Origin of the sequence: Planococcus kocurii (assembly GCF_001465835.2) — a bacterium.
GTDB lineage: Bacteria > Bacillota > Bacilli > Bacillales_A > Planococcaceae > Planococcus > Planococcus kocurii.
On record NZ_CP013661.2, the window covers coordinates 3,065,819 to 3,090,615 of the forward strand.

Annotated in this window: 21 protein-coding genes; all 21 read left to right on the forward strand. The window is 41.7% G+C overall.

Annotated elements, in window-relative coordinates:
* Positions 1 to 40: 40 nt before the first annotated feature.
* The 21 genes from AUO94_RS14870 to AUO94_RS14970 all read left to right on the forward strand — a co-directional run bounded on the left by AUO94_RS14870 (position 41) and on the right by AUO94_RS14970 (position 24,643).
* A complete protein-coding gene (locus tag AUO94_RS14870; protein WP_058384963.1) occupies positions 41 to 1,114 on the forward strand; it encodes a BMP family lipoprotein in 1,074 nt (357 codons plus the stop codon).
* Between the two features lie 172 nt (positions 1,115 to 1,286).
* Positions 1,287 to 2,846 (forward strand): ABC transporter ATP-binding protein, encoded by a 1,560-nt coding sequence (locus tag AUO94_RS14875; RefSeq protein ID WP_058386875.1) that lies wholly within the window; start codon positions 1,287 to 1,289, stop codon positions 2,844 to 2,846.
* Entirely contained in the window at positions 2,836 to 3,885 is a 1,050-nt protein-coding gene (locus tag AUO94_RS14880) for an ABC transporter permease (protein ID WP_058384964.1), read from the forward strand. The genes AUO94_RS14875 and AUO94_RS14880 overlap by 11 nt, the downstream gene beginning before the upstream one ends.
* A gap of 1 nt (position 3,886) precedes the next feature.
* Positions 3,887 to 4,846 (forward strand): ABC transporter permease, encoded by a 960-nt coding sequence (locus tag AUO94_RS14885; RefSeq protein ID WP_058384965.1) that lies wholly within the window; start codon positions 3,887 to 3,889, stop codon positions 4,844 to 4,846.
* 146 nt (positions 4,847 to 4,992) lie between these two features.
* On the forward strand, positions 4,993 to 6,267 hold the full coding sequence (gene yfmF, locus AUO94_RS14890; RefSeq protein ID WP_058384966.1) for an EF-P 5-aminopentanol modification-associated protein YfmF: 1,275 nt from the start codon (positions 4,993 to 4,995) through the stop codon (positions 6,265 to 6,267).
* On the forward strand, positions 6,260 to 7,561 hold the full coding sequence (gene yfmH / locus AUO94_RS14895) for an EF-P 5-aminopentanol modification-associated protein YfmH (RefSeq protein WP_058384967.1): 1,302 nt from the start codon (positions 6,260 to 6,262) through the stop codon (positions 7,559 to 7,561). Before yfmF ends, yfmH begins: the two co-directional genes overlap by 8 nt.
* Positions 7,558 to 8,277 (forward strand): elongation factor P 5-aminopentanone reductase, encoded by a 720-nt coding sequence (gene ymfI, locus AUO94_RS14900; RefSeq protein ID WP_058384968.1) that lies wholly within the window; start codon positions 7,558 to 7,560, stop codon positions 8,275 to 8,277. The genes yfmH and ymfI overlap by 4 nt, the downstream gene beginning before the upstream one ends.
* Before the next feature lie 487 nt (positions 8,278 to 8,764).
* A complete protein-coding gene (locus AUO94_RS14905; protein ID WP_058384969.1) occupies positions 8,765 to 9,565 on the forward strand; it encodes a YmfK family protein in 801 nt (266 codons plus the stop codon).
* Positions 9,566 to 9,573: 8 nt separating this feature from the next.
* On the forward strand, positions 9,574 to 10,440 hold the full coding sequence (locus AUO94_RS14910; RefSeq protein ID WP_237150128.1) for a helix-turn-helix domain-containing protein: 867 nt from the start codon (positions 9,574 to 9,576) through the stop codon (positions 10,438 to 10,440).
* A 50-nt stretch (positions 10,441 to 10,490) separates the two neighbouring features.
* The gene (gene pgsA / locus AUO94_RS14915) at positions 10,491 to 11,069 is read left to right on the forward strand and encodes a CDP-diacylglycerol--glycerol-3-phosphate 3-phosphatidyltransferase (protein ID WP_058384971.1); all 579 of its coding nucleotides are present in this window, start codon (positions 10,491 to 10,493) and stop codon (positions 11,067 to 11,069) included.
* Positions 11,070 to 11,093: 24 nt separating this feature from the next.
* Positions 11,094 to 12,347 (forward strand): competence/damage-inducible protein A, encoded by a 1,254-nt coding sequence (locus tag AUO94_RS14920; protein WP_058384972.1) that lies wholly within the window; start codon positions 11,094 to 11,096, stop codon positions 12,345 to 12,347.
* A gap of 174 nt (positions 12,348 to 12,521) precedes the next feature.
* A complete protein-coding gene (gene recA / locus AUO94_RS14925) occupies positions 12,522 to 13,592 on the forward strand; it encodes a recombinase RecA (RefSeq protein ID WP_058384973.1) in 1,071 nt (356 codons plus the stop codon).
* A 360-nt stretch (positions 13,593 to 13,952) separates the two neighbouring features.
* Positions 13,953 to 15,509: a ribonuclease Y gene (gene rny / locus AUO94_RS14930; RefSeq protein WP_058384974.1), complete on the forward strand. Its 1,557-nt coding sequence runs from the start codon at positions 13,953 to 13,955 to the stop codon at positions 15,507 to 15,509.
* A gap of 65 nt (positions 15,510 to 15,574) precedes the next feature.
* The gene (locus tag AUO94_RS14935) at positions 15,575 to 16,372 is read left to right on the forward strand and encodes a TIGR00282 family metallophosphoesterase (protein ID WP_058386876.1); all 798 of its coding nucleotides are present in this window, start codon (positions 15,575 to 15,577) and stop codon (positions 16,370 to 16,372) included.
* Between the two features lie 289 nt (positions 16,373 to 16,661).
* On the forward strand, positions 16,662 to 17,090 hold the full coding sequence (locus tag AUO94_RS14940) for a YlbF/YmcA family competence regulator (protein WP_058384975.1): 429 nt from the start codon (positions 16,662 to 16,664) through the stop codon (positions 17,088 to 17,090).
* 435 nt (positions 17,091 to 17,525) lie between these two features.
* Complete coding sequence (mutS, locus tag AUO94_RS14945) at positions 17,526 to 20,051, forward strand: DNA mismatch repair protein MutS (protein WP_058384976.1); 2,526 nt, start codon at positions 17,526 to 17,528, stop codon at positions 20,049 to 20,051.
* Between the two features lie 4 nt (positions 20,052 to 20,055).
* Positions 20,056 to 21,870, forward strand: coding sequence for a DNA mismatch repair endonuclease MutL (gene mutL, locus AUO94_RS14950; protein WP_058384977.1), 1,815 nt, complete (start codon positions 20,056 to 20,058; stop codon positions 21,868 to 21,870).
* 71 nt (positions 21,871 to 21,941) lie between these two features.
* A complete protein-coding gene (locus AUO94_RS14955) occupies positions 21,942 to 22,862 on the forward strand; it encodes an alpha/beta hydrolase (RefSeq protein WP_058384978.1) in 921 nt (306 codons plus the stop codon).
* On the forward strand, positions 22,855 to 23,811 hold the full coding sequence (gene miaA / locus AUO94_RS14960; RefSeq protein ID WP_058384979.1) for a tRNA (adenosine(37)-N6)-dimethylallyltransferase MiaA: 957 nt from the start codon (positions 22,855 to 22,857) through the stop codon (positions 23,809 to 23,811). The genes AUO94_RS14955 and miaA overlap by 8 nt, the downstream gene beginning before the upstream one ends.
* A 10-nt stretch (positions 23,812 to 23,821) precedes the next feature.
* A complete protein-coding gene (gene hfq / locus AUO94_RS14965; protein WP_058384980.1) occupies positions 23,822 to 24,046 on the forward strand; it encodes an RNA chaperone Hfq in 225 nt (74 codons plus the stop codon).
* A 297-nt stretch (positions 24,047 to 24,343) separates the two neighbouring features.
* On the forward strand, positions 24,344 to 24,643 hold the full coding sequence (locus AUO94_RS14970; RefSeq protein ID WP_058384981.1) for a rhodanese-like domain-containing protein: 300 nt from the start codon (positions 24,344 to 24,346) through the stop codon (positions 24,641 to 24,643).
* Positions 24,644 to 24,797 lie beyond the last annotated feature (154 nt).

Consider the following 24,797-nt stretch of genomic DNA (forward strand, 5'->3'; position numbering starts at 1 on the left):
AATTCCTGCTAATATCAAAAAAACCTTGGGGGTTATTACATTGACGAAACGTAAATTTGGTTTAGGTTTATCATTAATGCTAGCTGCTGGTACAATGCTAGCTGCTTGCGGAAGCGACGAAGACACAACAGCTGACAAGACTGATGAAGGAAAAGGCGGAGAAGAAACAGCTGATTTCTCAGTAGCGATGGTTACAGATGTTGGTGGAGTAGATGATAAATCCTTTAACCAATCTGCTTGGGAAGGGCTACAACAATTTGGCGAAGAAAATGGTCTTAAAAAAGGCGATGGCGGTTTTGACTATCTTCAATCTGCATCTGATGCAGATTACAACACCAACTTGAACAACTTAATCCGTCGTGATTTTGACGTCGTGTACGGTATTGGTTTCCTAATGGAAGGTGCTGTAAAAGAAATTGCTGAACAGCAGCCAGAAGCTCAAATTGCAATCGTTGATGCAGTAGTAGACGCTCCAAACGTTGCAAGTGTCTTGTTTAAAGAACAAGAAGGCGCATTCCTTGCGGGTGTAGCAGCAGCTCTAATGTCAGAAACGAAAAAAATCGGTTTTGTCGGTGGAATGGAAATTCCAGTAATCGAGCGTTTTGAAGCAGGATTCCTTGAAGGCGTTGCAGCAGTAGACGATTCAATTAAAGTCGATGTTCAATACACAGGAGCTTTTGATAAAGCGGAATTAGGTAAAACAACTGCTAACCGTATGTACTCTGCTGGTGCAGATATCATTTTCCACGCAGCTGGCGGTACAGGAAATGGCGTATTCACTGAAGCAAAAGAACGTAAAGAAGCAAATCCTGATGACAATATTTGGGTTATTGGCGTAGATGCTGACCAATACGATGAAGGTCAAACTGGTGACGCTAACGTTACTTTAACTTCGGTATTAAAACGTGTGGATACAGCCGTTATCAACATTTCTGAACAAGCGATGGCAGGCGAATTCCCAGGTGGCGAAACAGTTACTTATGGTTTAGCTGATGAAGGTGTAGGTCTTGCTGATTCACGTGGAGCAATCCCTGAAGATGTAATGAAGAAAATTGAAGAATTCCAAAAACAAGTAATCGATGGTGACATTGAAGTTCCAGAAACAGTAAAGTAATAGCTATTTTGTAGCACGGTCATCATAAAGACCGGTTTGACCGGTCTTTATGATTTTTTTTGTCTACAAGCTAGAAATTAATAGATGAAAGGCTTTTTGCAACAGAAGCCTTTCATGTATTAATTAATTAATGAATTTAAAAGAAGTCAGCGATTTTGAGGGAGTGACAACAGTGGAATATGTAATCGAAATGCTGAATATCCGTAAAGAGTTCGGTACATTTGTCGCCAATGACAACATTACGCTGCAACTGGAAAAGGGAGAAATTCATGCATTATTAGGAGAAAATGGTGCGGGTAAATCGACTTTGATGAACGTCTTATTCGGTCTGTATCAGCCAGAAGGTGGAGAAATTCGGGTTCATGGTAAAAAAGTCGATATTTCTAATCCGAATATAGCTAACGATCTCGGAATTGGCATGGTCCACCAGCATTTTATGCTAGTCGAAAATTTTTCTGTTACCGAAAACATTATTTTGGGAAGCGAACCAACTAAATACGGAATTACCAATAAAAAAGACGCCGCTAAAAAAGTTCAAGCCTTATCAGAGCAATACAGTTTGAATGTAGATCCAAACGCTATCATTGAAGACATATCGGTGGGAATGCAGCAACGTGTAGAAATACTGAAAACGCTTTATCGTGGAGCCGAGATTTTGATTTTTGATGAGCCAACAGCTTCATTAACACCTCAGGAAATTCTTGAATTGATTCAAATTATGAAACGATTAGTAGCTGAGGGCAAGTCGATTATTTTGATTACGCATAAACTAAAAGAAATTATGGATGTTTCTGATCGCGTAACAGTTATTCGAAAAGGTAAGGGAATTGGCACAGTTACTACATCAGAAACCAATCCGAACGACCTTGCCTCATTAATGGTCGGTCGCGCAGTGGAATTTACCACGGTAAAAGGAGAAGCTTTCCCGGGTGAAGAAATTTTGGATATTAAAAATTTAGTTGTTCAAGATTACCGCGGAATTGATAAAGTTAAAAGTTTGAATCTGAACGTTCGCAAAGGTGAAATTATGGGGATTGCCGGAATTGATGGCAACGGACAATCTGAACTGATCGAGGCAATTACGGGTCTTCGTAAAGTGAAAAGTGGGACCATTTCTCTCAATGGCAAAGATGTTACCAATATGAAACCGCGAAAAGTAACAGAATCGGGCGTTGGACATATTCCTCAAGATCGCCATAAGCACGGACTCATATTGGATTTTCCGATAGGGCATAATATTTCACTTCAAACCTATTATAAAAAACCTATTTCCAAGTCGGGCATTATTGACTACGACAAGATTAATGAAAAAGCCTTGCAAATTATAAAAGATTTTGATGTCCGCACTCAAGGGCCGTCGGAATTGGCAAGATCCTTATCCGGAGGAAATCAACAAAAAGCTATTATTGGCCGAGAAGTTGATCGTGACCCTGATTTACTGATTGCGGCATTACCGACCAGGGGATTGGACGTAGGTGCAATTGAATTTATTCATAGTCGGTTGATTGAACAACGTGATAACGGTAAGGCAGTTTTGTTGATTTCGTTCGAGTTGGATGAAGTGATGAACGTTTCAGATCGTATTGCGGTTATTCACGACGGTGAAATCGTGGATATTGTAATACCAGAAAGTACTACTGAGCAAGAACTAGGCTTGTTAATGGCGGGTCATACAGTCGATAAAAAGCAACAGGATTTGACGAAGAAAGGTGAGAATCAGCATGTCGAATAGAGCGACGAATATTCTGGTCCCCGTCATTTCCGTTATTTTAGGCCTCTTGGTCGGAGCGGTGATTATGCTAGTAAGTGGTTACGATCCACTTGAAGGCTATGCTGCTCTGTGGAACGGGATTTTTGGAGACTTGTATACAATAGGTGAAACGGTTCGACAAATCACTCCTTATCTACTAGCAGGTCTTGCGGTAGCATTTGCGTTTCGTTCAGGGCTTTTTAATATTGGTGTTGAAGGACAATTGATTGTTGGCTGGTTTGCAGCAGCATATGTAGGCGTAGCAGTAGAATTGCCAAAAATTATTCATTTGCCTCTAGCCATTTTAGCTGCAGCGGTAGCTGGCGCATTATGGGGATTTGTACCGGGACTGTTAAAAGCAAAATTTCATGTTCATGAAGTAATCGTCACAATTATGATGAACTATATTGCTTTACACGTATCCAATGCATTAATTCGTACAGTTTCTGATGGTGGTGACCGTACGGAAAATATTTTTGCAAGTGCTTCTTTACGTTCTGATTTTTTAGAAGAACTGACGGATTTCTCTCGTTTACATTACGGAATCATTATTGCCTTGGCGATGGTGGGTGTTATGTGGTTTATTTTAGAAAAAACTACACTGGGCTTTGAACTAAAAGCAGTTGGTTTTAACCAAAACGCTTCTCAATATGCAGGGATGAATGTCAATAAAAACATCATTTTGGCTATGGTTATTTCCGGTGCGTTTGCTGGACTTGCAGGTGCAATGGAAGCCCTTGGAACATTTGAGTATGTGTCATCAAAAGGTGGCTTTACCGGCATCGGTTTTGACGGGATTGCAGTAGCGTTACTTGGATTGAATACGCCACTGGGTGTGGTATTTGGTGCTACGTTGTTTGGCTCGCTAAAATACGGAGCGTTAAATATGCCAAATGCGGCCGGTATTCCAATTGAAATTGTTGAAATTGTTATTGCAGTGATTATCTTCTTTGTAGCATCTGGTTACATTATTCGTTTGCTGTTGCTCCGTGCAGCAGCTAAGAAGAAGGAGGCGAAGTAATATGAGTTTCCTTGACGTTCTATATTTCATCGTTCCTTCAGCGATTTTCTATGCTGCGCCACTTATTTTAGTGGCGATTGGCGGCGTCTTTTCGGAAAAATCAGGGGTTGTGAACATCGGTCTCGAAGGATTGATGGTCATCGGCGCTTTTGTCGGAATCTTATTTAACTTATTGTTCGCGGATACATTTGGCGGAGCGACACCGTGGCTTGCGTTGGTCGCGGCAATGCTAGCGGCATTACTCTTGTCACTCTTGCACGCGGTTGCATCAATTTCGTTCCGCGCGGACCAAGTAGTCTCTGGGGTTGCTATTAACTTGTTAGCAGCAGCATTGTCAATTTACTTAGTGAAAAGTATTTTTGGAAAAGGACAAACCGATTTCATCACAGAACGTTTTTCACGATATAACGTACCGTTTTTATCAGATATTCCAGTTATTGGACCTTTATTCTTTAAATCGGTATACAATACCTCATTCTTTGCGATTGCGGTAGCGTTTGTGGCATGGTTTGTCATTTACAAAACACCTTTTGGCTTGCGCCTTCGCGCAGTTGGGGAACATCCGATGGCCGCAGATACCATGGGGATCAACGTTACAAGAATGCGTTATGTGGCCGTTATGATTTCTGGAGCTTTAGCAGGTGTCGGTGGTGCCATTTATTCGCAAACCATTACAAATGATTTTGGACATGCAACGATTAACGGACAAGGATTTATGGCGTTAGCTGCGATGATTTTTGGGAAATGGCATCCACTTGGGGCTATGGGAGCTGCTTTGTTCTTTGGGTTTGCTCAATCATTAAGTATTGTCGGTTCGCGCATTCCGTATATTTCAGAAATTCCAAACGTCTTCTTGTTAATCTTGCCGTATGTCTTAACAATTATCGCGTTAGCTGGCTTTATTGGCCGTGCCAATGCACCGTTAGCCAATGGTAAACCTTACATTAAAGGACAACGATAAGACTTTCAAAAGAGCCGTCAGTTGCGACGGCTCTTTTTTTATGCACATAAATACGGTTAGTATTTAGTACCTGCGCTTTTCTTTATTTGCAATTAACGGAAAAAGTTCGGTATAGTTAAGATATGAACGACGAGAGGGGATTCTACATGTTTGAAACCATTAATATCGCTAAAGGCGTGAATGTACACGTTAATGAAACGACACAGTTTAAAACGATAAATTTTTCAATCAAATTTAAAGATAAACTGACGGAGGAAAAAGCGTCTGCCCGCTCGATTTTGGCAAATGTTTTGCAGCATAGTAACGAGGTTTATCCTTCGCACACTGCACTTCGTATGGTATTGGATGATCTTTATGGAACTTCTCTTTACATAGATTCCTCAAAACGAGGCAACGAACATGTAGTAACCTTGAATGTTGAAACGGTTAATGATCAATACCTTTCTGAAAAAGGTGTACTTGAGAAAGTACTGAACTTGATGTACATCGTTCTATTCAAACCTAATGTTGAAAATGATTTATTTAAAGAGTCTATTTTTATACGGGAAAAACATTCGATTGTTCAACGCATTGAATCGGTGTTTGATGACAAGACACGCTATGCACAGCAGCGCATGATGGAGCTCGCTTTGCCGAACCACCCTGCTTCGATTACATCAAACGGCACGATTCAAGCAGTAGAAGCTGTTACGAATGAGCAATTAGTTGCTGAATACCAAGAAATGCTCACTCAAAATGAAATTGAAATTTATGCAGTAGGCGATGTAAAGCCGGCAATGATCGCGTCATACATCCGTGAATTTTTCCATTTTAAAGATCGCGAAAAAGCAATTGCTGTGGCTCCAATGGAATTGGTTAAGCCTGAGCAGTCACGTGTCCTTGAACACGAAGACATGAAGCAAGGCAAACTGCATATGGCATTCTTTACACCCATTACATTCCGTCACGAAAAATTCCCGGTTATGCAATTGATGAATGGTGTTTTTGGTGGCTATGCGCACTCAAAACTATTTGTAAATATTCGTGAAAAAGAAAGTATGGCGTATTACGTATCCAGTTCTTTTGCTTCACAATTTGGGTTGATGTTCGTTTTAGCAGGCATTGATTCCAAATTAGAAGAAAAAGCTGTGAACTTGGTTTTGGAACAATTAGAAGAAGTCAAAAAAGGCAATATTTCAGATGTTGAACTTGATCAGACAAAAGCGCTGCTCATCAATCAATTAAAAGAAGCACTAGATTCTGCACGTGGACAAATTGAAATATACGATCAGTACATGGAATTGACAGAGTCTTTCGAACCTGAATACATGATTAATAAATGGAAAAACGTAACGAAAGAAGATATTGCAGAAGTCGCTGAGGAATTGTCTTTAGAAATGACTTACTTCCTATCTGGTAAGGAGGATGACACAAATGCATAAAGTTGAATTTGATCAACTAGGTGAAACACTTTTTCATGAAACGCTCGATAACGGTTTAACCGTTTATATTTTGCCGAAAAAAGGATTTTCGAAAACGTTTGCTACATTCACTACAAAATACGGTTCAATTGATAATCATTTTATACCTCAAGGTGAGACGGAAGCTATTAAAGTACCAGATGGCATCGCGCACTTTTTAGAACATAAAATGTTCGAAAAAGAAGCAGGCGACGTGTTCCAAGAGTTTAGCAAACAAGGCGCTTCAGCAAACGCCTTTACGTCGTTTACGCGCACGGCTTATTTATTCTCCGCAACAGGTGAAATTGACAAAAACGTAAAAACGTTATTGGATTTTGTGCAAAGCCCGTACTTTACAGAAAAAACGGTAGAAAAAGAAAAAGGCATTATTGCACAAGAAATCACAATGTACGACGATCAGCCAGATTGGCGTCTTTATTTTGGGATTATCGAAAACTTGTACAAAAATCACCCAGTTAAAATTGACATTGCAGGAACAGTGGAATCGATTCAAGACATCACAGCAGAACATTTGTATACATGCTACAACACGTTTTACCATCCATCAAATATGATTTTATTTATCGTTGGAAATGTGGATGCAGAACAAATGATGACTTTAGTAAAAGAAGACCAAGCACAAAAAACGTTTGCAGAACCAACTGAAATCGAACGTATGTATCCACAAGAGCCAAAAGAAGTAGCGATTAAAGAACGTGTGTTAGAAATGAGCGTTCAGAAGCCAAAAGTTTTCTATGGTTTGAAGCCAGAGAAACTCGATATGATTGGACCTGAGATGTTGAAGCACGAACTAGCTGCTCAACTTGCGTATGAATTGTTGTTTGGACGCACATCGGATTTTTATCACGAAGCGTATGAAAATGATTGGATTGATGAATCCTATTCGTTTGATTATTCGTTAGAAAGCGGCTTTGGTTATGCCTTGATTGGTTCCGATACTCATAAACCCGAAACGTTCATTAAAGAAGTTAAACACACGCTTCAAAATGCTGTTGAAAAATGGCCTTTTGGACAAGATGATCTGGATCGTGTTCGCCGCAAAAAAATCGGCTTTTTCTTAAGAGCATTAAACTCACCAGAATACATTGCGAATCAATTCACGAATTACGCATTTAATGAAATGAACTTGTTTGATGTAGTTCCTGTACTTGAAGAGTTAGAAGTTGCTGATCTTCAACAGGCATTTGCTTTGGTTAGCCACGAGTCTCAGCATTCTGTTTTCACGATTATGCCTTCGAAAAAGGATACAGAGTGAAAAAGTTTGCTGTGCTGTTAGGGGCATCTGGTGAAATTGGTGAAAGCATTGCGCAGCAGTTGGCAGAGAGTGGTTGGTCTTTATACTTGCACTGGAATACCAATTCGACGGCTCCACTCGCCCAACACTTGGCAACACGTTACCCTGCGCAGGAATTTATAACAGTGCAGGCTGACTTCGCTAGTGAAGAAGGTGCGCAGCAGCTTACTGACAACGTCTTTGATGCGTCGTGTGTTATTGTTGCGAGCGGTCAATCGCTGATGAAGATGTTGATTGATACATCGGACCAAGACATGAATTCACTATGGCAAGTCCATGTGAAAAATCCAATCGCAGCGATTCGTTCAATTTCTTCATTTTTTCATCGCTACGATCGATCTTACGTTGTCTTTATTTCTTCCATTTGGGGGGAGATAGGTGCTTCCATGGAAACCATGTATTCATCTGTAAAAGGTGCGCAACTCTCCTTTGTGAAAGCGTACGCCAAAGAAATGGCACCATCAGGAACACGTGTTAATGCCGTGTCACCTGGATTTATCCAGACGAAAATGAATGCTGTATTTTCTGTAGAAGAGTTGCGAGAAATTGAGGAAGAGATTCCACTTGGTCTCGGTGCTCCGCAGGACATAGCGAATGCGGTAGATTTTTTAGTTAATGGGAAAGCGGATTATATGACAGGTCAAACGTTGCGAGTGAATGGTGGCTGGTTAATATAATGGCCTTTTCAGGCTTTTTCGTAACTATATGCTCTTTTTTGTTAAAGACAATTCAGCTAGTATACTAACTGAGGATGTCAAACGTAAGAAAGTGGTTTTCAACTATAGGTGTTGAATGAAAAAAGCCGACTTTTTTACACCGCTTCGGCCACTTTGGGCATAGCTTCTTACTTAGCGCTGGCACGTGGACGTGCCGGTGCTAAGTAACTCGTTAAGTAAGAAGGTAGTAATTTTTTTCGTTGTTGCCTAGAAGATATGGCGCGAGCCCTTGGCAACTGGCACCGCGATGTTCTGTCATGCCAGTTGCATGTCCCATATCCTCTGATCCCGAAAGCACAGCTGTTTTGCGGAACATCAACAAGTGAAAATCATTCGTTCAACCTACGTAGCCAAACACTCTATCTATTGCAGCATACTTTTCGCGAGAGCAGCAATTTAACGCGTATAGCTTTTAGGAAGTTCTATATGGAGAAAGGACGGATAGTGCATGAAAGAATGGTATTTTGAATATGAAATCCAAGTTAACCGTCCCGGTCTGCTTGGCGACATCGCTTCTCTACTGGGAATGTTGCGAGTAAATATCGTGACGATAAATGGTGTAGATCAAGGTCGTCGCGGCATGCTGTTACGTGCAGAACATGACGTACAGTTAGAGCGCTTTGAACAAATTTTATCAACTATCGATACGATTGCTGTAACAAAGTTCCGTGAACCGAAGCTACGCGATATATTGGCGGTGCGACACGGCAGATATATTCAGCGAGATGCTGACGATCGCAAAACGTTTCGCTTTGTGCGTGACGAATTAGGGTTGCTGGTGGATTTTATGGCAGAAATTTTTAAGCAAGAAGGTCACAAATTAGTTGGACTCAGAGGCATGCCTCGTGTGGGGAAAACGGAGTCAATCGTGGCTGCGAGCGTTAGCGCCAATAAAAAATGGATTTTCTTATCTTCTACCATGATCAAGCAAACGGTTCGAAATCAGTTGATGGGTGATGAGCATAACGACAACAATATCTTCATCTTAGACGGTATTGTTACACGCCGCTCAGCTGATGAACGTCACATGCAATTGGTTCGGGAAATGATGCGTATGCCAACGATTAAAGTAGTAGAGCACCCGGATAAGTTTGTCGAGCAATCAGAATATAGCATTGATGATTTTGATTATATTATTGAACTACGTCACCATCCGGAAGAAAAAATTACGTATGAAGTATTGGAAAAAAATACGTTCATGGATGAGAAATCACAAGGAAATATGTTTGGCGATGGATTCAACTTTTAAGTAGGTAGGTGATTGTTTTGAGTGACTTGGGTACTCGGCTGAAACAAGCCAGAATCGCCAAAGGGTTTAGTTTAGAAGATTTACAGGACTTGACCAAGATACAAAAGCGTTACTTGGCGGGCATAGAAGATGGGAATCACAGCATGATGCCGGGTACGTTTTATGTACGTGCTTTTATCAAGCAGTACGCGGCAGCAGTCGGGCTAAGTGGAGAAGAACTGCTTGAACAGCATAAAGAGGAACTGTCTGCAAATGAACCTGTTGCTCCAAAAGAAATGCCTGATACCTTTACTTCTAGAAGGCGCGCAATTACGCGGACAGCTCCGAGTGAAGCGTATGCTGAAATTATTCCTAAAGTTCTTGTTGCGCTGTTTATTGTTTTGATTCTTGCCGTCGTCTGGTATTTTTATAGTGCTTCGACAAATAGCGATTCAACAAATATGCCGACAGAGAGCGATGGCGGTGTTCCCTATGAAGAATCTGTGGCTCCTGTACCGGAAGAAACAGAAAAGGCGACTGCAGAAAAAGAAGAAAAAGAGCCTGAAGTGTCGAAAGCGGTTCTTTCTAGTGGAGAAATTGAAGGAGATACAACCACATACTCATGGCAGGGCCCGTCAAATCCTCAGTTAGAAATAGTGGCTGATGGACCATCTTGGGTTACGGCCACTGATCAAAACCAGAAAGAATTAAGTTCGAGAGCACGAGTGATGCAATCTGGTGAAACAGAAGCAATCGATTTGTCGGAAGTGGATGTTGTTCGGTTACGCTTAGGTGACTATTCGAATATTACATTGACGTTGAACGGCGAAGAGATTGAGTACAAGCAGCAACTACAAACCCAAAATATCGTTATTCAATTTACAGGCGCCGAATAGCCATCTTTAGAGTGGCTATTTTTTACGAAAGTTCGAGAGGAGAAACACTAATGAACATACCAAATCAAATTACCATCTCGAGGATTTTATTGATTCCCGTCTTCATGGTGGTTATGTTGGCCGGTTTTGATTGGGGCACAATGACACTTTTTGGAGCTGAAATGCCCGTTACTCATTTTGTCGGAGGACTTATTTTTATCTTTGCATCGTTAACCGATTGGGTGGATGGCTTTTATGCACGTAAATATAACCTAGTCACAACTTTCGGGAAATTTTTAGATCCTTTAGCTGATAAACTGTTAGTTTCAGCTGCTTTGATTATTTTAGTTGAACTTGGATTTGCAGCTTCATGGATTGTGATTGTTATCATTAGCCGTGAATTTGCCGTTACAGGATTACGTTTAGTATTGGCAGGCGAAGGTGAAGTTGTCGCAGCTGGCGGTTTAGGAAAAATCAAAACCACAGCTCAAATTTTAGCAATTTCTGCTTTGTTGCTACATGATACGATTTTTGTTTTAGTCGGCTTGCCATTCGGTCAAATCATGCTTTATATCGCGTTGATTTTCACAGTTTGGTCTGGATGGGATTATTTTTACGCCAACCGCCGCGCCTTAATGACTTCAAAATAAATGAATCCAAAGGGGATTGAATAGATGAACGCAGAAATTATTGCTGTCGGTTCAGAATTGTTATTAGGTCAAATCACCAATACAAATGCTCGTTTTCTATCCAATCATTTAGCAGAACTCGGTATTAATGTGTATTACCACACGGTAGTCGGCGACAATGCCGCTCGTTTGGAAGATGCCATTACTATAGCGGAAAACCGCGCCGACCTTATTTTATTCACAGGTGGGCTTGGTCCAACTAAAGACGATTTGACAAAAGAGTCTATCGCTAAACACCTAGACACAACGCTCGAAATGAATGGAGAAGCTCTCGACTCAATCGTTGCTTTTTTTGAACGTGCAGGGCGTCCAATGACCGAAAACAATAAAAAACAAGCATTGGTTTTAAAAGATAGTGAAGTTCTCGTCAATTATAATGGAATGGCACCAGGTATGATGTACAAAAAAGAAGACCGTGTTTATATCTTATTGCCTGGTCCACCAAAAGAGATGGAGCCCATGTTCCAATTCGAAGCAAAGCCAAAGCTCGCGCATTTATTGAACAAAGCAGATGTCATTTTATCGCATGTATTGCGTTTTTACGGCATCGGTGAAGCTGAACTAGAAGATCGATTGCATTCTATTCTTGATAAGCAAACAAACCCAACGATCGCACCATTGGCAGCAGATGGAGAAGTAACGCTGCGCATTACAGCTAAGACCAATACGACAGAAGAAGCTTGGCAATTGATCAATGGCGCTAGAGATGAAATTTTAGATGTAGTGGGCGATTACCTTTATGGCTACGATAACGATTCGCTAGCTTCCAAAGCAATCGAGCTACTAACTGAACAAGGGAAGACAATTTCAGCAGCAGAAAGTTTAACTGCTGGGCTCTTCCAGTCTGAATTGGCTTCAGTACCAGGTGCGAGTGCAGTGCTATCCGGCGGCGTTATTACCTATAATGAAGAAATGAAAGTTCACCAGCTTGGACTGTCAGCTGAATTGCTTGCTGAATATGGAGTCGTTAGTGAACAAACGGCATTGGCTATGGCAGAAGCTGTACGAGAAAAATTCAAAACGGATATTAGCGTTTCACTGACTGGTGCAGCAGGACCAGATGCACACGGGGATCAGCCAGCAGGTACTGTATGGATAGGCATTGCCACTAAACAAGGTTCTCAGTCATACCGTCTTCAGTTGTCCGGTATGCGCAATACCAATCGTTTGCGGGCTGTTAAATTGGCACTCCATTATGTAATTCGTATATTAACTGAAGAAGACGCACGCAAAATTTAATTTTGCGTGTTTTTTTCTAGTCAAAAATGGGAAATGCTCTATATAAGACATTTAAAAATAAAATTCTGAAAAACAAACACGAATAAACGTTCGCTTTTTTCTTGTGTATTTCTCAATAAGCTAGTATAATAGAGACAGATAGAAAATAGGTTTTCATTTAGAGGAGGATTTCTTTTGAGCGATCGTAAAGCAGCATTAGATATGGCGTTAAAACAAATAGAAAAGCAATTCGGTAAAGGTTCTGTCATGAAATTAGGAGAAAAAACCGACCGTAATATATCATCCGTTTCAAGTGGTTCTTTGGCATTGGATACAGCGTTAGGAATAGGCGGATATCCACGTGGGCGTGTCATTGAAATATACGGCCCGGAAAGTTCAGGTAAAACAACAGTTTCTCTTCATGCTATTGCCGAAGTTCAAGCGACAGGCGGAACAGCAGCGTTTATTGATGCAGAGCATGCATTAGATCCTGTTTACGCAAAAAATTTAGGTGTTAACATTGATGAATTATTGCTTTCTCAACCGGATACTGGCGAGCAAGCACTTGAAATTGCCGAAGCACTTGTTCGAAGTGGAGCAGTTGATATCGTCGTTGTCGATTCAGTAGCAGCATTAGTACCAAAAGCTGAAATTGAAGGCGAAATGGGCGATTCTCATATGGGGTTACAGGCACGTTTAATGTCTCAAGCTCTTCGTAAATTGTCTGGTGTCATCAACAAATCAAATACAATCGTTATTTTCATTAACCAAATTCGCGAAAAAATTGGTGTGATGTTCGGTAACCCAGAAACCACTCCTGGTGGTCGTGCGTTGAAATTCTATTCATCTGTCCGTCTAGAAGTCCGTCGTGCAGAAGCATTGAAATCGGGAACTGAAATTATCGGTAACAGAACAAAAATAAAAGTAGTAAAAAACAAAGTAGCTCCACCGTTCCGTACAGCTGAGGTTGATATTATGTACGGAAAAGGAATTTCACGAGAAGGTGAAATTGTCGATATCGGTTCTGACATGGAAATTATTCAAAAGAGCGGTTCATGGTATTCTTATAATGAAGAAAGAATCGGTCAAGGTCGTGAAAATGTTAAGCAATTCTTGCTTAAAAATCCAGAAATTCGCAATGAAATTTCTAATAAAATTCGTGAATCTTCTGGAATGGAAGCAGCAACTTATACAATTGCTGGAAACAAAGATACAGCAGAAGATTTTAACTTGTTGATGGATGAAGACGACTCATCAGGCAAGTAGAATAAGAAAGAAAAAGCCGCAAGCTATGCTTGGCGGCTTTTCTATTGTGTAGCTCCATCGACCAACTCTTCGGTTCGTAAGCTGCTTAAGGTCATACAAAAGTTGGGCAGCTTAAACCTAAACTGCTCCTGCAGCCTCTTGTGCTTTGTCGCAAAGTGATGGCCCAAACTACCTTTGAGCCATCACTTGCCTGTCAGAGCTGAACGACCGCTTCCGCTTTTCCTGGGTTGACACGACATAAGTCCAGCTATACAATTAAAATTGTATAATTTACTAATTTTTAAATTGTTGCAGTGATAAGAAAAGTTTCATTATTATTCTTTAAAACGAAAAAAATTAATAGCAAGAGGAGGTGTCCGAATGGATAACGCGATCATCTTCGCTTTGCTTGGTATCATCGTCGGTGTAGTTGTTGGTTATTTTGTAATGAAAAAATCAAATGAGTCCAAAATGGCAGGTGCGAGAAACTCTGCAGAGCAGATCATCGAAGATGCAAAGAGAGAAGCCGAAGCGCAGAAAAAAGAAGCCCTTTTGGAAGCAAAAGACGAAAATCACAAATTGCGTACTGAAACAGAATCTGATATTCGGGAACGCCGATCTGAACTTCAAAAACAAGAAAATCGGTTGTTGCAGAGAGAAGAAAATTTAGATCGCAAAGATGATGCATTAAACAAAAGAGAAGCGAGTCTAGAGCGTAAAGATGAAGCACTCGTAGAAAAACAACAGCATATTGAACAGATGGAGAGCAAAGCTGAAGAGTTAGTTCATCAGCAGCAAGTTGAAATGGAACGTATTTCCTCTTTGACACGCGAAGAAGCCAAGTCGATCATCTTACAGGATGTTGAAAAAGAACTTTCAACAGATATTGCGGTAATGATGAAAGAAGCCGAAGCTCGCGCCAAAGAAGAATCAGACAAAAAAGCAAAAAATATTTTGTCCTTGGCGATGCAGCGTTTTGCAGCAGACCATGTAGCAGAAACGACTGTCTCAGTAGTGAACTTGCCAAACGACGAGATGAAAGGGCGTATCATTGGGCGTGAAGGACGTAACATCCGTACGCTTGAAACTCTTACGGGAATCGATTTAATCATCGATGATACACCAGAAGCGGTTATTCTATCAGGATTTGATCCAATTCGCCGTGAAACGGCGCGATTGGCTCTAGAAAAACTGGTATCAGATGGCCGTATCCATCCGGCGCGTATCGAAGAAATGGTTGAGAAGTCAAGACGTGAAGTGGATGAGCAAATTCGTGAAATTGGTGAACAAACGACATTTGACGTAGGCGTGCACAACTTGCATCCTGACTTGATCAAAATTCTTGGACGCCTTCGCTACCGTACAAGTTATGGACAAAATGTGCTGAAGCACTCTGTGGAAGTAGCATTCTTGTCAGGCTTAATGGCAGCTGAACTTGGAGAAGATGTTACCCTCGCTCGTCGTGCTGGACTTCTACATGACATTGGTAAAGCCATCGATCATGAAGTAGAAGGTAGCCACGTTGAAATCGGTGTAGAACTTGGAACGAAGTACAAAGAGCATCCTGTAGTGATTAACAGTATTGCTTCCCATCACGGTGACACAGAAGCGACTTCCATCATTTCGGTCATCGTCGCAGCAGCAGATGCATTGTCTGCCGCTCGTCCAGGTGCAAGAAGTGAAACATTGGAAAACTACATTCGTCGCCTAGAAAAACTTGAAGAAATTTCCGAGTCGTATGAAGGCGTGGAGAAATCATTCGCGATTCAAGCAGGACGTGAAATTCGCATCATGGTTCGTCCGGAACAAATTGATGACATGACGGCACATCGTCTTGCTCGTGACATTCGGAAACGGATTGAAGAAGAGTTAGACTATCCAGGTCACATCAAAGTAACGGTTATTAGAGAAACAAGAGCAGTTGAATACGCAAAATAATAAGGGTGAGGCTTCGATGAATGTCTATTCAAAGAAGCCTTTTTCTTATGGAAAAAGGTGAGTTTGTGAAAATTTTATTTATTGGAGATATTGTTGGATCCATTGGAAGAGATGCACTTGAATCGTATTTACCGAGACTGAAAAGAAAGTATTCACCAGACGTTATCATTGCGAATGGCGAGAACGCAGCAGCTGGACGCGGCATTACCAAGGCTATTTACCAGGATCTTTTGTTTATGGGAGTAGATATGGTAACCATGGGCAATCATACATGGGATCAAAAAGAAATTTTTGATTTTATTGATGAAGTCGATTACTTGATCCGTCCAGCTAACTTCTCAGACGAAGCACCGGGACGTGGCATGGCGACTGTTACAAAAAATGGCCAAACTTTATCGGTCATCAATTTGCATGGTCGTGTGTTCTTGCCGCCGCATGAAGATCCATTTCAAAAAGTGGATGAGCTAATGGCTGAAGCTAAAGCCATTTCACCGCTCGTATTTGTAGATTTTCACGCTGAAGCAACAAGTGAAAAAATCGCGATGGGTTGGCATTTAGATGGCCGCGCTTCAGTTGTTGTTGGGACGCATACCCATGTTCAAACTGCCGATGCACGCATTTTGCCAAACGGTACTGCCTATATCTCAGATGTGGGGATGACAGGACCGTATGATGAAATTTTGGGAATGAATAAAGAAGCTGTACTTTATCGTTTCAAGACCAATATGCCAACACGTTTCGAAGTACCAAAGCGTGGACGTTCAGTAGTCAGTGGCTTTTTCACTGAAGTTGACGACCAAACAGGGAAAGCGATTAGTTTTGAACGCATATATATCAATGAAGATTATCCATTCCAAGGCTAAACCTTCAACTTCTTGACGAAACTCCGACAATTCAAGCAGACACCTTGAAGTGCGTGCCTGGTTTTCAGTATAATGAGGTAGCGTTTAAAACAAGTTTCGTTATGAAATCTGTTGCAAATTCTTTAAATCGATTAAACTGCTCGCAAAAGGGAAAAATCCGGTTCGATGTATTTAGACGTCGAGGTAGGTTTTGTGCCTAAAAAATAAAGTGACTGACTGAAACTAAAACATGGTCGTTGAGCGATGACAGTATAGAAGTCGTGTCAGACCAGGAAATGGGTGTCTTAAAATGACGTATACAAAACAAGAAATCGTCGCAAAAGCGCGCGAAGTAGCAGATATGATTGCGGCAACAGAAGAAGTGGATTTCTTTAAACGTGCAGAAGCACAAATTAATGAAAACCAGCAAATTCGTGAAAAAATTGCCAGCCTGAAAAGTTTGCAGAAACAAGCAGTCAATTTCCAGGCGTATGGTAAAGAGCGCGCGTTGACATTGATCGAAGGAAAAATCACGAAAATTGAAGAAGAAATCGACGCTGTGCCGATTGTTCAAGAATTCAAACAATCACAGAGCGACGTCAATTCTTTATTGCAGATGGTTTCAACCGCCATTGCCAACCAAGTAACAAATAACATCATTACTGAAACAGGCGGCGACTTGCTGCGCGGCGAAACCGGATCAAAAGTCCGCAACGACAAACCAGGAAGCTGCGGGTAACAAGAAAAGCATAAACGACCGTTTAGTCCCGACGGCATAAGACGCTCTGAAGAAGTGGCGTACTTTGCCACGTAGTCAGAGTGGCTTATGACCCGAGGGACTGGTCGCTTGAGCTGGACAAAGAAAAGCATAAGTGCCCGTTTAGTCCCGACAGGCTTAAGACAGACAGGGCATGTGGCGTGTTTGTGCCACTTGACCGGGCTGTCTTAAGACCCCGAGGGACTGGGCACTGGAGCTGGACAAAGAAAAGCATAAACGACCGTTTAGTCCCGACGGCATAAAACATTCCGACCGATAGAGCTAAATGCAAGCCCGAATTAAAACGTAGGTAAACAGAAGTAAACTGAAAGAGCCAAAGCTCTTTCAGTTTTTTCTTTTCCAGCTGTATTTTTGGTATAATAGAAAAACGACAATCGATTTGAAAGAGGTTTTAATATGGCACCGACACCGATGATGCAACAATATTTTCAAGTGAAATCTGAATACTTGGATGCTTTTTTATTTTTCCGTTTGGGCGATTTTTATGAGTTGTTCTACGATGACGCGATTAAAGCGTCGCAAATACTAGAAATTACCTTAACTAGCCGTGGTGGAACTGGGGATGACCGAATTCCGATGTGCGGGGTTCCTCATCATGCAGCAAAAAACTATATCGACCAATTGATTTTAAAAGGTCATAAAGTGGCCATCTGTGAACAAGTAGAAGATCCAAAACTAACAAAAGGTGTTGTGAAGCGTGAAGTTGTCCGGTTAATTACACCGGGTACTCATACAGAAGGAAAAAGCGTTGACTCTAAATCGAACGTCTTTTTAGCTGCAGCTGACGAACTTGCTGATGGATTTGGTTTGTCCTATGTCGATATCAGCACAGGTGAAGCAACAGCTACGTACATAATGGGGACGGAAAAAGCTTTGTTGCAGGAATTGCAATCTTTGAATATTCGCGAGCTGGTCGTTTCAGAGCAATTATTCGTTTTGCTGACTGAAGAAGAACAAGGACTGGTATTATCCATTGAGACGATGGAAAATGCCTATCCGCTATCACCAGAACAAGTCGCTGACTGTCCGGAAGATTTGCGGATGAGCAGTCATCGGTTACTGACATATATTTCTCGCACGCAAAAACAATCACTTGATCACATCCAAGCGTTTTCCTATAAAGAAAATAATCAATTACTAAGTATCGATTTTCATTCAAAGCGGAATTTGGAATTATTGCAATCGATTCGGGGCAGCGAAACAAAAGGGACCTTGCTTTGGCTCCTAGATGAAACCATGACGGCGATGGGGAGCCGAAAGCTAAAGCAGTGGTTGCATCAGCCACTAGCAAACAAAAGAATGATTGAAGAGCGTCAGCAAATGGTAGCGGCATTGATTGACCAGTATTTCGTGCGTGTAGAGCTTCAGGGGCTATTAAAAGAAGTTTATGACCTGGAACGCCTATCCGGTCGAATTGCCTTTGGTAGCGCCAGTGGACGTGATTTAGCACAGCTTAGAAGTTCCCTTGAGAAAGTTCCTGTGCTCATTGAAGAATTAGCGAATTCCGGCAATTTAGCGTTGCAGGACTTTAGTGGCAAACTAGACCGCTGCATAGAAGTTTGTGAACTATTGCAAGCGATTAGCGAAAGTCCCCCATTGTCTTCAAAAGAAGGCGGCGTTATACGCGACGGCTTTCATCAACAGCTTGATGAATACCGAGATGCTTCGCGTAACGGCAAAGATTGGATTGCCGCGCTTGAACAAAGAGAACGCAAATTAACGGGCATTAAATCGTTAAAAATTGGCTATAACCGCATTTTCGGCTATTATATTGAAATTTCTAAAGCCAATATGCATTTAGCTGATTTAGAACGCTACGATCGCAAACAAACGCTCGCTAACGCAGAACGTTATACGACTCCTGAACTGAAAGAAAAAGAAGCGTTAATCTTAACGGCTGAAGAAGAAAGTTTGTCACTTGAATATGAGTTGTTTGTGGCGATTCGAGAGGAAGTCAAACAATACATTTCACGTATTCAACGACTTGCTTCTTCTCTCAGTGGACTGGATGTCTTTTTGAGTTTTGCTAATGTGGCAGAAAAATACCGTTTCGTCAAACCTGAATTTAATGAATCGACAGAAATATCGATTATAGAAGGGCGTCACCCGGTTGTGGAAAAAATGCTCAATAAGCAACATTATGTACCGAATGATTGTGTCCTTGCGGAAGATAAAAATATGTTGTTGATTACAGGGCCCAACATGTCGGGGAAAAGTACGTATATGCGACAAGTAGCGCTAACGATTGTGCTTGCGCAAATTGGCAGTTACGTTCCTGCTGAATCTGCAAATTTGCCAATTGTTGATCAAATTTTTACGCGTATTGGAGCAGCCGATGACTTAGTGTCAGGCCAAAGTACTTTTATGGTCGAAATGCTCGAGTCGCAATATGCGATTACACATGCGACAAAAAACAGCTTATTGCTGTTTGATGAAATCGGTCGCGGTACATCAACATACGATGGCATGGCATTAGCGCAGTCGATGATTGAATACATTCATAGAGAAATTGGTGCCAATACACTTTTCTCTACGCATTACCACGAGTTGACGGCATTGGAAAATTCGCTGGACAAGCTTCATAATGTCCATGTCGCGGCAATGGAGCAATCGGGTAAAGTCGTGTTTCTTCATAAAGTGAAAAAAGGGCCAGCAGACAAGAGTTACGGGATTCATGTTGCTGAACTGGCGAATCTACCAGAACCCATTCTTGCCCGTGCACGTGAATTGCTCAAAACCTTTGAAGAAGATAAAAAGAAGCAGCCTACAACAATCGAGCAATTATCATTTTTTGATGATGCAGATACAGAAAAAGACGAAATTTTACAGACCATTAAGGACGTTCAAGTATCCGCAATGACACCTCTTCAAGCTTTGCAGATGCTTAACGATTTGCAACAAAAGTTAACGGCTAAGGAGTGAGAAAATGGGCATCATTCGATTGATGGACGAACCTCTATCCAATAAAATATCCGCGGGTGAAGTCGTCGAACGGCCGACTTCGGTCGTTAAGGAATTAGTGGAAAATGCCATCGATGCTGGAAGCACAGCCATCGAAGTGTTACTCATCGAAGCAGGGCTAACCTCTATTCAAATTATTGATAACGGTGCAGGTATGGATGCTGATGATGCATTGTTGTCATTTTCCAGACACGCCACAAGTAAAATTGCCAATGAGCATGATTTATTCCGGATTCGGACACTTGGGTTTCGAGGTGAGGCACTAGCGAGTATCGCTTCAGTTTCGAAAGTAACTTTGCATACATCAAATGGTGCGAGTGGAACTTTTGTGCAAATGGAAGGCGGACGTTTAACCGAGCAACGCGCGGGGTCTCTTAGAAAAGGAACGGATATGAAAATCGATCAATTGTTTTTTAATACACCTGCACGGCTAAAATACATGAAAACATTGCAGACAGAATTGGGTCATACCATCGATTTGTTGAACCGTTTTGCGCTGAGCTATCCAGGTGTTGCTTTTAAGCTGATGCATGACGGCAGAGTGATTCTGCAAACCTCAGGCAGTGGAGAAATCAAGCGCGTATTAGCCGACATTTACGGTGTTGCGATTGCTAAGAAAATGATTCCGTTCGAGGGACAGTCACATGACTATAAAGTATCGGGCTATGCGTCACTTCCTGAAATCACCCGTGCCAATAAAAACTATATTTCATTGTTTGTAAACGGACGCTGGGTCAAGCATTATGCGATTGCCAACACGGTTCATAAGGCGTATCATACGTTCTTGCCGCTTGAGCGGCAGCCAATTGTCGTATTAAATATTGAAGGGGATCCTTATTTGACAGATGTCAATGTCCACCCATCAAAACAACAAATTCGTTTGAGTAAAGAAAAAGAATTGATGGAATTGATCCATGAAACGATTCGACGCACGATTAGTTCAGTTGTGCGTGCACCGATTATCGATCAACCAAAACCCGTCAAACAAGCGCCGACTAAACAATTAGATCTCTGGAAAAGTTCGTTTACAGTTCAAGAAACAAAACAGTTACCCGCACAAGAATGGTCAGAGCTACCCGTTGAACACGAAACGGAAGTTGTTCAACGACAAGAAGAGCCACTTCAAGGTGGAACGCCATTTATTGAAGAATTGCCACCATTAGCAGAACACGAGGAACAACAAGAAAGCCCTCAATTTCCCGAATTGGAAGTAGTGGGCCAAATTCATGGCACTTATATTGTGGCGCAAAGCCATGATGGTTTTTATTTGATTGATCAGCATGCAGCACAAGAACGCATCAAATACGAATACTTTCGTGAAAAAGTAGGGGATATTGACAGCAATGAACGACAAACTTTACTGTTGCCGTTAACATTCCATTACAGTCGAGATGAAGCGTTGAGGTTAAAAGACCATTTAGCTGTTTTGGCTGATAGTGGCGTATTTTTAGAAGTGTTTGGCGATACATCGTTTATTGTTCGGGAATACCCCACTTGGTTTCCGAAAGGATTTGAACAGGAAGTTATTGAAGATTTGATCGAACAGATTTTGAACGAGCGAAAAGTAGATATTAAGAAATTGCGGGAAGATGCAGCCATTATGATGAGTTGCAAACGCTCGATTAAAGCAAATCATTTTTTGCAGAAACACGATATGGAACGGTTACTGGTAGATTTGAAACAAGCAGAACAACCCTTTACTTGTCCGCACGGTCGTCCTGTCATTATCCATTTCAGGACATACGATGTGGAGAAAATGTTCAAACGTGTAATGAATTAAAAGTTGGCGTCTAATTTGCCAGCGTTTCGGGTATGAATAGAGAATACGTGTAGTGAGGAAGGGTGTAAACGATGCAGGTAACCAAAAATTACATGAATGCTTCTGATGGACATGAACTTTTTTATGCGCGTTACGAACCACCAAATCCGATTGGCCATATCCATATTATCCACGGGATGGCTGAACATATCGGTCGCTACGAAGAGTTCGCGGAATACTTAATGTCTCGCGGCTTTGTGGTATCTGCACATGATCAACGTGGACACGGGAAAACGGCAGAACAGAACGGGATTCAAGGTTACTTTGCAGATGATAGCGGCTTTGAACGAGTAGTGGAAGATGCGCATACCGTCATTGCTGAAATCCAGCAGGCAACGGGAAATCTGCCATTGCTGCTATTCGGTCATAGTATGGGGTCCTTTGTGGCTCGTCGTTACATGCAATTGCACAGTGAAGAAATCAGTCGTATCGTATTATCCGGTACTGGTGGAAATCCTGGCATTTCCGGTAAAGTCGGAATGGCTGTAGCGGTCGCATCGGCAAAATTACAAGGAAAGCAAGAACCTAGCAAAGCGCTTGGGAAATTGACTTTTGGCAATTTTAATAAACCTTTCGCAGAAGAAGGTTCGTCTTACGCTTGGTTGAGTCGAGATAAAGAGGCTGTTGCGAAATACGAAGCAGATCCTTGGTGTGGTTTTGAATCAACTAATCAGTTTTACATTGATTTATTTTCCGGGCTTGCAACATTGAATAAGTCTGAAGAAATCGCCAAAATTCGAAAAGACTTGCCGGTTTTGTTTATTAGCGGTGCGATGGACCCTGTCGGAAATAACGGTGAGGGTGTTTTCAGTTCAGCCAAACAATTCAACAAAGCAGGGATGACTAACGTTAAAGTTTACCTAGCAGAACAAGGTCGGCATGAATTGCTCAACGAACTTAATCGAAAAGATTATTTTGAGTTAATTGGAGATTGGATGTGCGGAAATGATTGATGTGGTGGCCATTGTTGGACCTACGGCATCTGGGAAAACTGCGCTGAGCCTTGAATTAGCTAAGCGGTTACACGGAGAAATTATCAACGGGGACTCGATGCAGATTTACCGAGATATGACGATTGGGACAGCGAAAATTTTACCTGAAGAAATGGCAGGAATTCCTCATCACTTGCTGGATATTAAAGAGCCGGACGAGAGTTTTTCAGTTGCAGAATACCAATTCTTAGTGCGGGAGAAAATTGCTGAAATTCGCTCGCGTGGAAAGCTGCCGATTATTGTCGGGGGAACAGGGATGTATGTGCAGGCCGTACTCTTTGATTACCGATTTTCAGAACAGCCTGTCGACCAACAACTACGAGATGAGTTAAACAAGGAACTAGAACAAACGGGTCCTGAACAACTGTATGCCAAATTGTTAAAGTTGGATCCGCAGTCAGACATTCACCCGAACAACACGCGGCGTGTCATACGGGCGGTTGAAATTTTGATGAGTGGTCAGCAAAAAGGAGACCGGAATTTGGCGTTGTCGCCGATGTACAATGAAGTCATCATTGGATTAGACATGCCAAGAGACATCCTGTATGAACGTATTAATCAACGAGTGGAGACGATGTTGCAACGCGGCTTGATCGAAGAAGTGCAAGCCTTACGGCAACGCGGCATACGCGACGTTCAGTCTATTCAAGCCATTGGCTATAGAGAAATTTACGCTTATTTGGATGAACAAGAAAGTTTTGAACGAGCAATCGAAAAACTCAAGCAAAACTCACGCAAATACGCAAAAAGGCAATTTACTTATTTTAAAAACAAACTACCGATTTTCTGGATCGATGCACTGGCTGATCTCGAAAAAAATCTCCATGAAATAACAGTGGTTATGCAGGAAACTGACAGAAACTGTCGAATTGATAAACTGATGGCCAATCAAACACAAACAGAGAAATAGGGGGATTTACATGAAACCAGTTAATATTCAGGATGTCTATTTAAATCAACTGCGTAAAAATAATATTTATGTAACGGTCTTCTTACTTAATGGCTTCCAATTAAAAGGGACCATTAAATCTTATGATAATTTTACGGTGCTGGTCGAAACAGATGGCAAACAACAGTTAATTTACAAACATGCAATTTCGACGTTTTCTCCGTCAAAAGCTGTAGCGATTGAACACGAAGAGTAAAAAAGTCAGACTGTAGGTGCGGGCCGGTTTTTTGATTTATGCCTGTCAGAGCTAAACGAGCACCTACGCTTTTCGGGTTGTCTAGCTCCAGCAGCCAGATTCTAGGGTCTTAATCCACTCTGGCTGTGCGGCAAAAGACGCCGCTTCACCAGTGTGTCTTAAGCCCGTCGAATCTACAAGGCTGCCTACGCTTTTCGGGTTGTCTAGCTCCGGTGCCCAGCTCCTCGGGTTGACAGTTATGTTGTTGAGGTATAGCATTTTGAAGTGAATTCGATTTAAATTTCGGGAGGTGTCTTTATGAAGACTATTACAGCAGATGAATTGCAAAAACGAGTTGAAGCTGGAGAAGAGTTACACATCATCGACGTTCGTGAAGCAGACGAGGTGGCTTTTGGAATGATTCCAGGGGCTAAACACATTCCGCTCGGTGAAGTGGAAGAGCGTAGCGGAGAGCTAGATGCAACCAAAGACTATCATCTGGTTTGTCGTGCGGGTCGTCGGAGTGAAATGGCTTGTGACATTTTGGAATCAAAAAATATGAAGACCATCAACGTTGAAGGTGGCATGACTGCCTGGAACGGCGAGACAATCGCATAACAAATACAAACAAACCACACAGCGTTTTTGCTAATCTGTTCAGTTTTAAATCGCAAAAATCGAATTAACCATCTTAACAGACTACCTCTTAGCACCTATTTAGATGGGTTTTAAAACAATGAGTAACACCTAAATTCGACAGGTTATTGAACCT

What these genes read in the sequence shown, in the direction of transcription:
- yfmH (WP_058384967.1), top strand. Translation starts at nt 6,260, where the DNA reads ATGCATAAAGTTGAATTTGATCAACTAGGTGAAACACTTTTTCATGAA.
- AUO94_RS14920 (WP_058384972.1), top strand. Translation starts at nt 11,094, where the DNA reads ATGAACGCAGAAATTATTGCTGTCGGTTCAGAATTGTTATTAGGTCAA.
- AUO94_RS14905 (WP_058384969.1), top strand. Translation starts at nt 8,765, where the DNA reads ATGAAAGAATGGTATTTTGAATATGAAATCCAAGTTAACCGTCCCGGT.
- pgsA (WP_058384971.1), top strand. Translation starts at nt 10,491, where the DNA reads ATGAACATACCAAATCAAATTACCATCTCGAGGATTTTATTGATTCCC.
- AUO94_RS14885 (WP_058384965.1), top strand. Translation starts at nt 3,887, where the DNA reads ATGAGTTTCCTTGACGTTCTATATTTCATCGTTCCTTCAGCGATTTTC.
- rny (WP_058384974.1), top strand. Translation starts at nt 13,953, where the DNA reads ATGGATAACGCGATCATCTTCGCTTTGCTTGGTATCATCGTCGGTGTA.
- hfq (WP_058384980.1), top strand. Translation starts at nt 23,822, where the DNA reads ATGAAACCAGTTAATATTCAGGATGTCTATTTAAATCAACTGCGTAAA.
- AUO94_RS14940 (WP_058384975.1), top strand. Translation starts at nt 16,662, where the DNA reads ATGACGTATACAAAACAAGAAATCGTCGCAAAAGCGCGCGAAGTAGCA.
- AUO94_RS14970 (WP_058384981.1), top strand. Translation starts at nt 24,344, where the DNA reads ATGAAGACTATTACAGCAGATGAATTGCAAAAACGAGTTGAAGCTGGA.
- AUO94_RS14880 (WP_058384964.1), top strand. Translation starts at nt 2,836, where the DNA reads ATGTCGAATAGAGCGACGAATATTCTGGTCCCCGTCATTTCCGTTATT.
- yfmF (WP_058384966.1), top strand. Translation starts at nt 4,993, where the DNA reads ATGTTTGAAACCATTAATATCGCTAAAGGCGTGAATGTACACGTTAAT.
- miaA (WP_058384979.1), top strand. Translation starts at nt 22,855, where the DNA reads ATGATTGATGTGGTGGCCATTGTTGGACCTACGGCATCTGGGAAAACT.
- mutS (WP_058384976.1), top strand. Translation starts at nt 17,526, where the DNA reads ATGGCACCGACACCGATGATGCAACAATATTTTCAAGTGAAATCTGAA.
- AUO94_RS14955 (WP_058384978.1), top strand. Translation starts at nt 21,942, where the DNA reads ATGCAGGTAACCAAAAATTACATGAATGCTTCTGATGGACATGAACTT.
- mutL (WP_058384977.1), top strand. Translation starts at nt 20,056, where the DNA reads ATGGGCATCATTCGATTGATGGACGAACCTCTATCCAATAAAATATCC.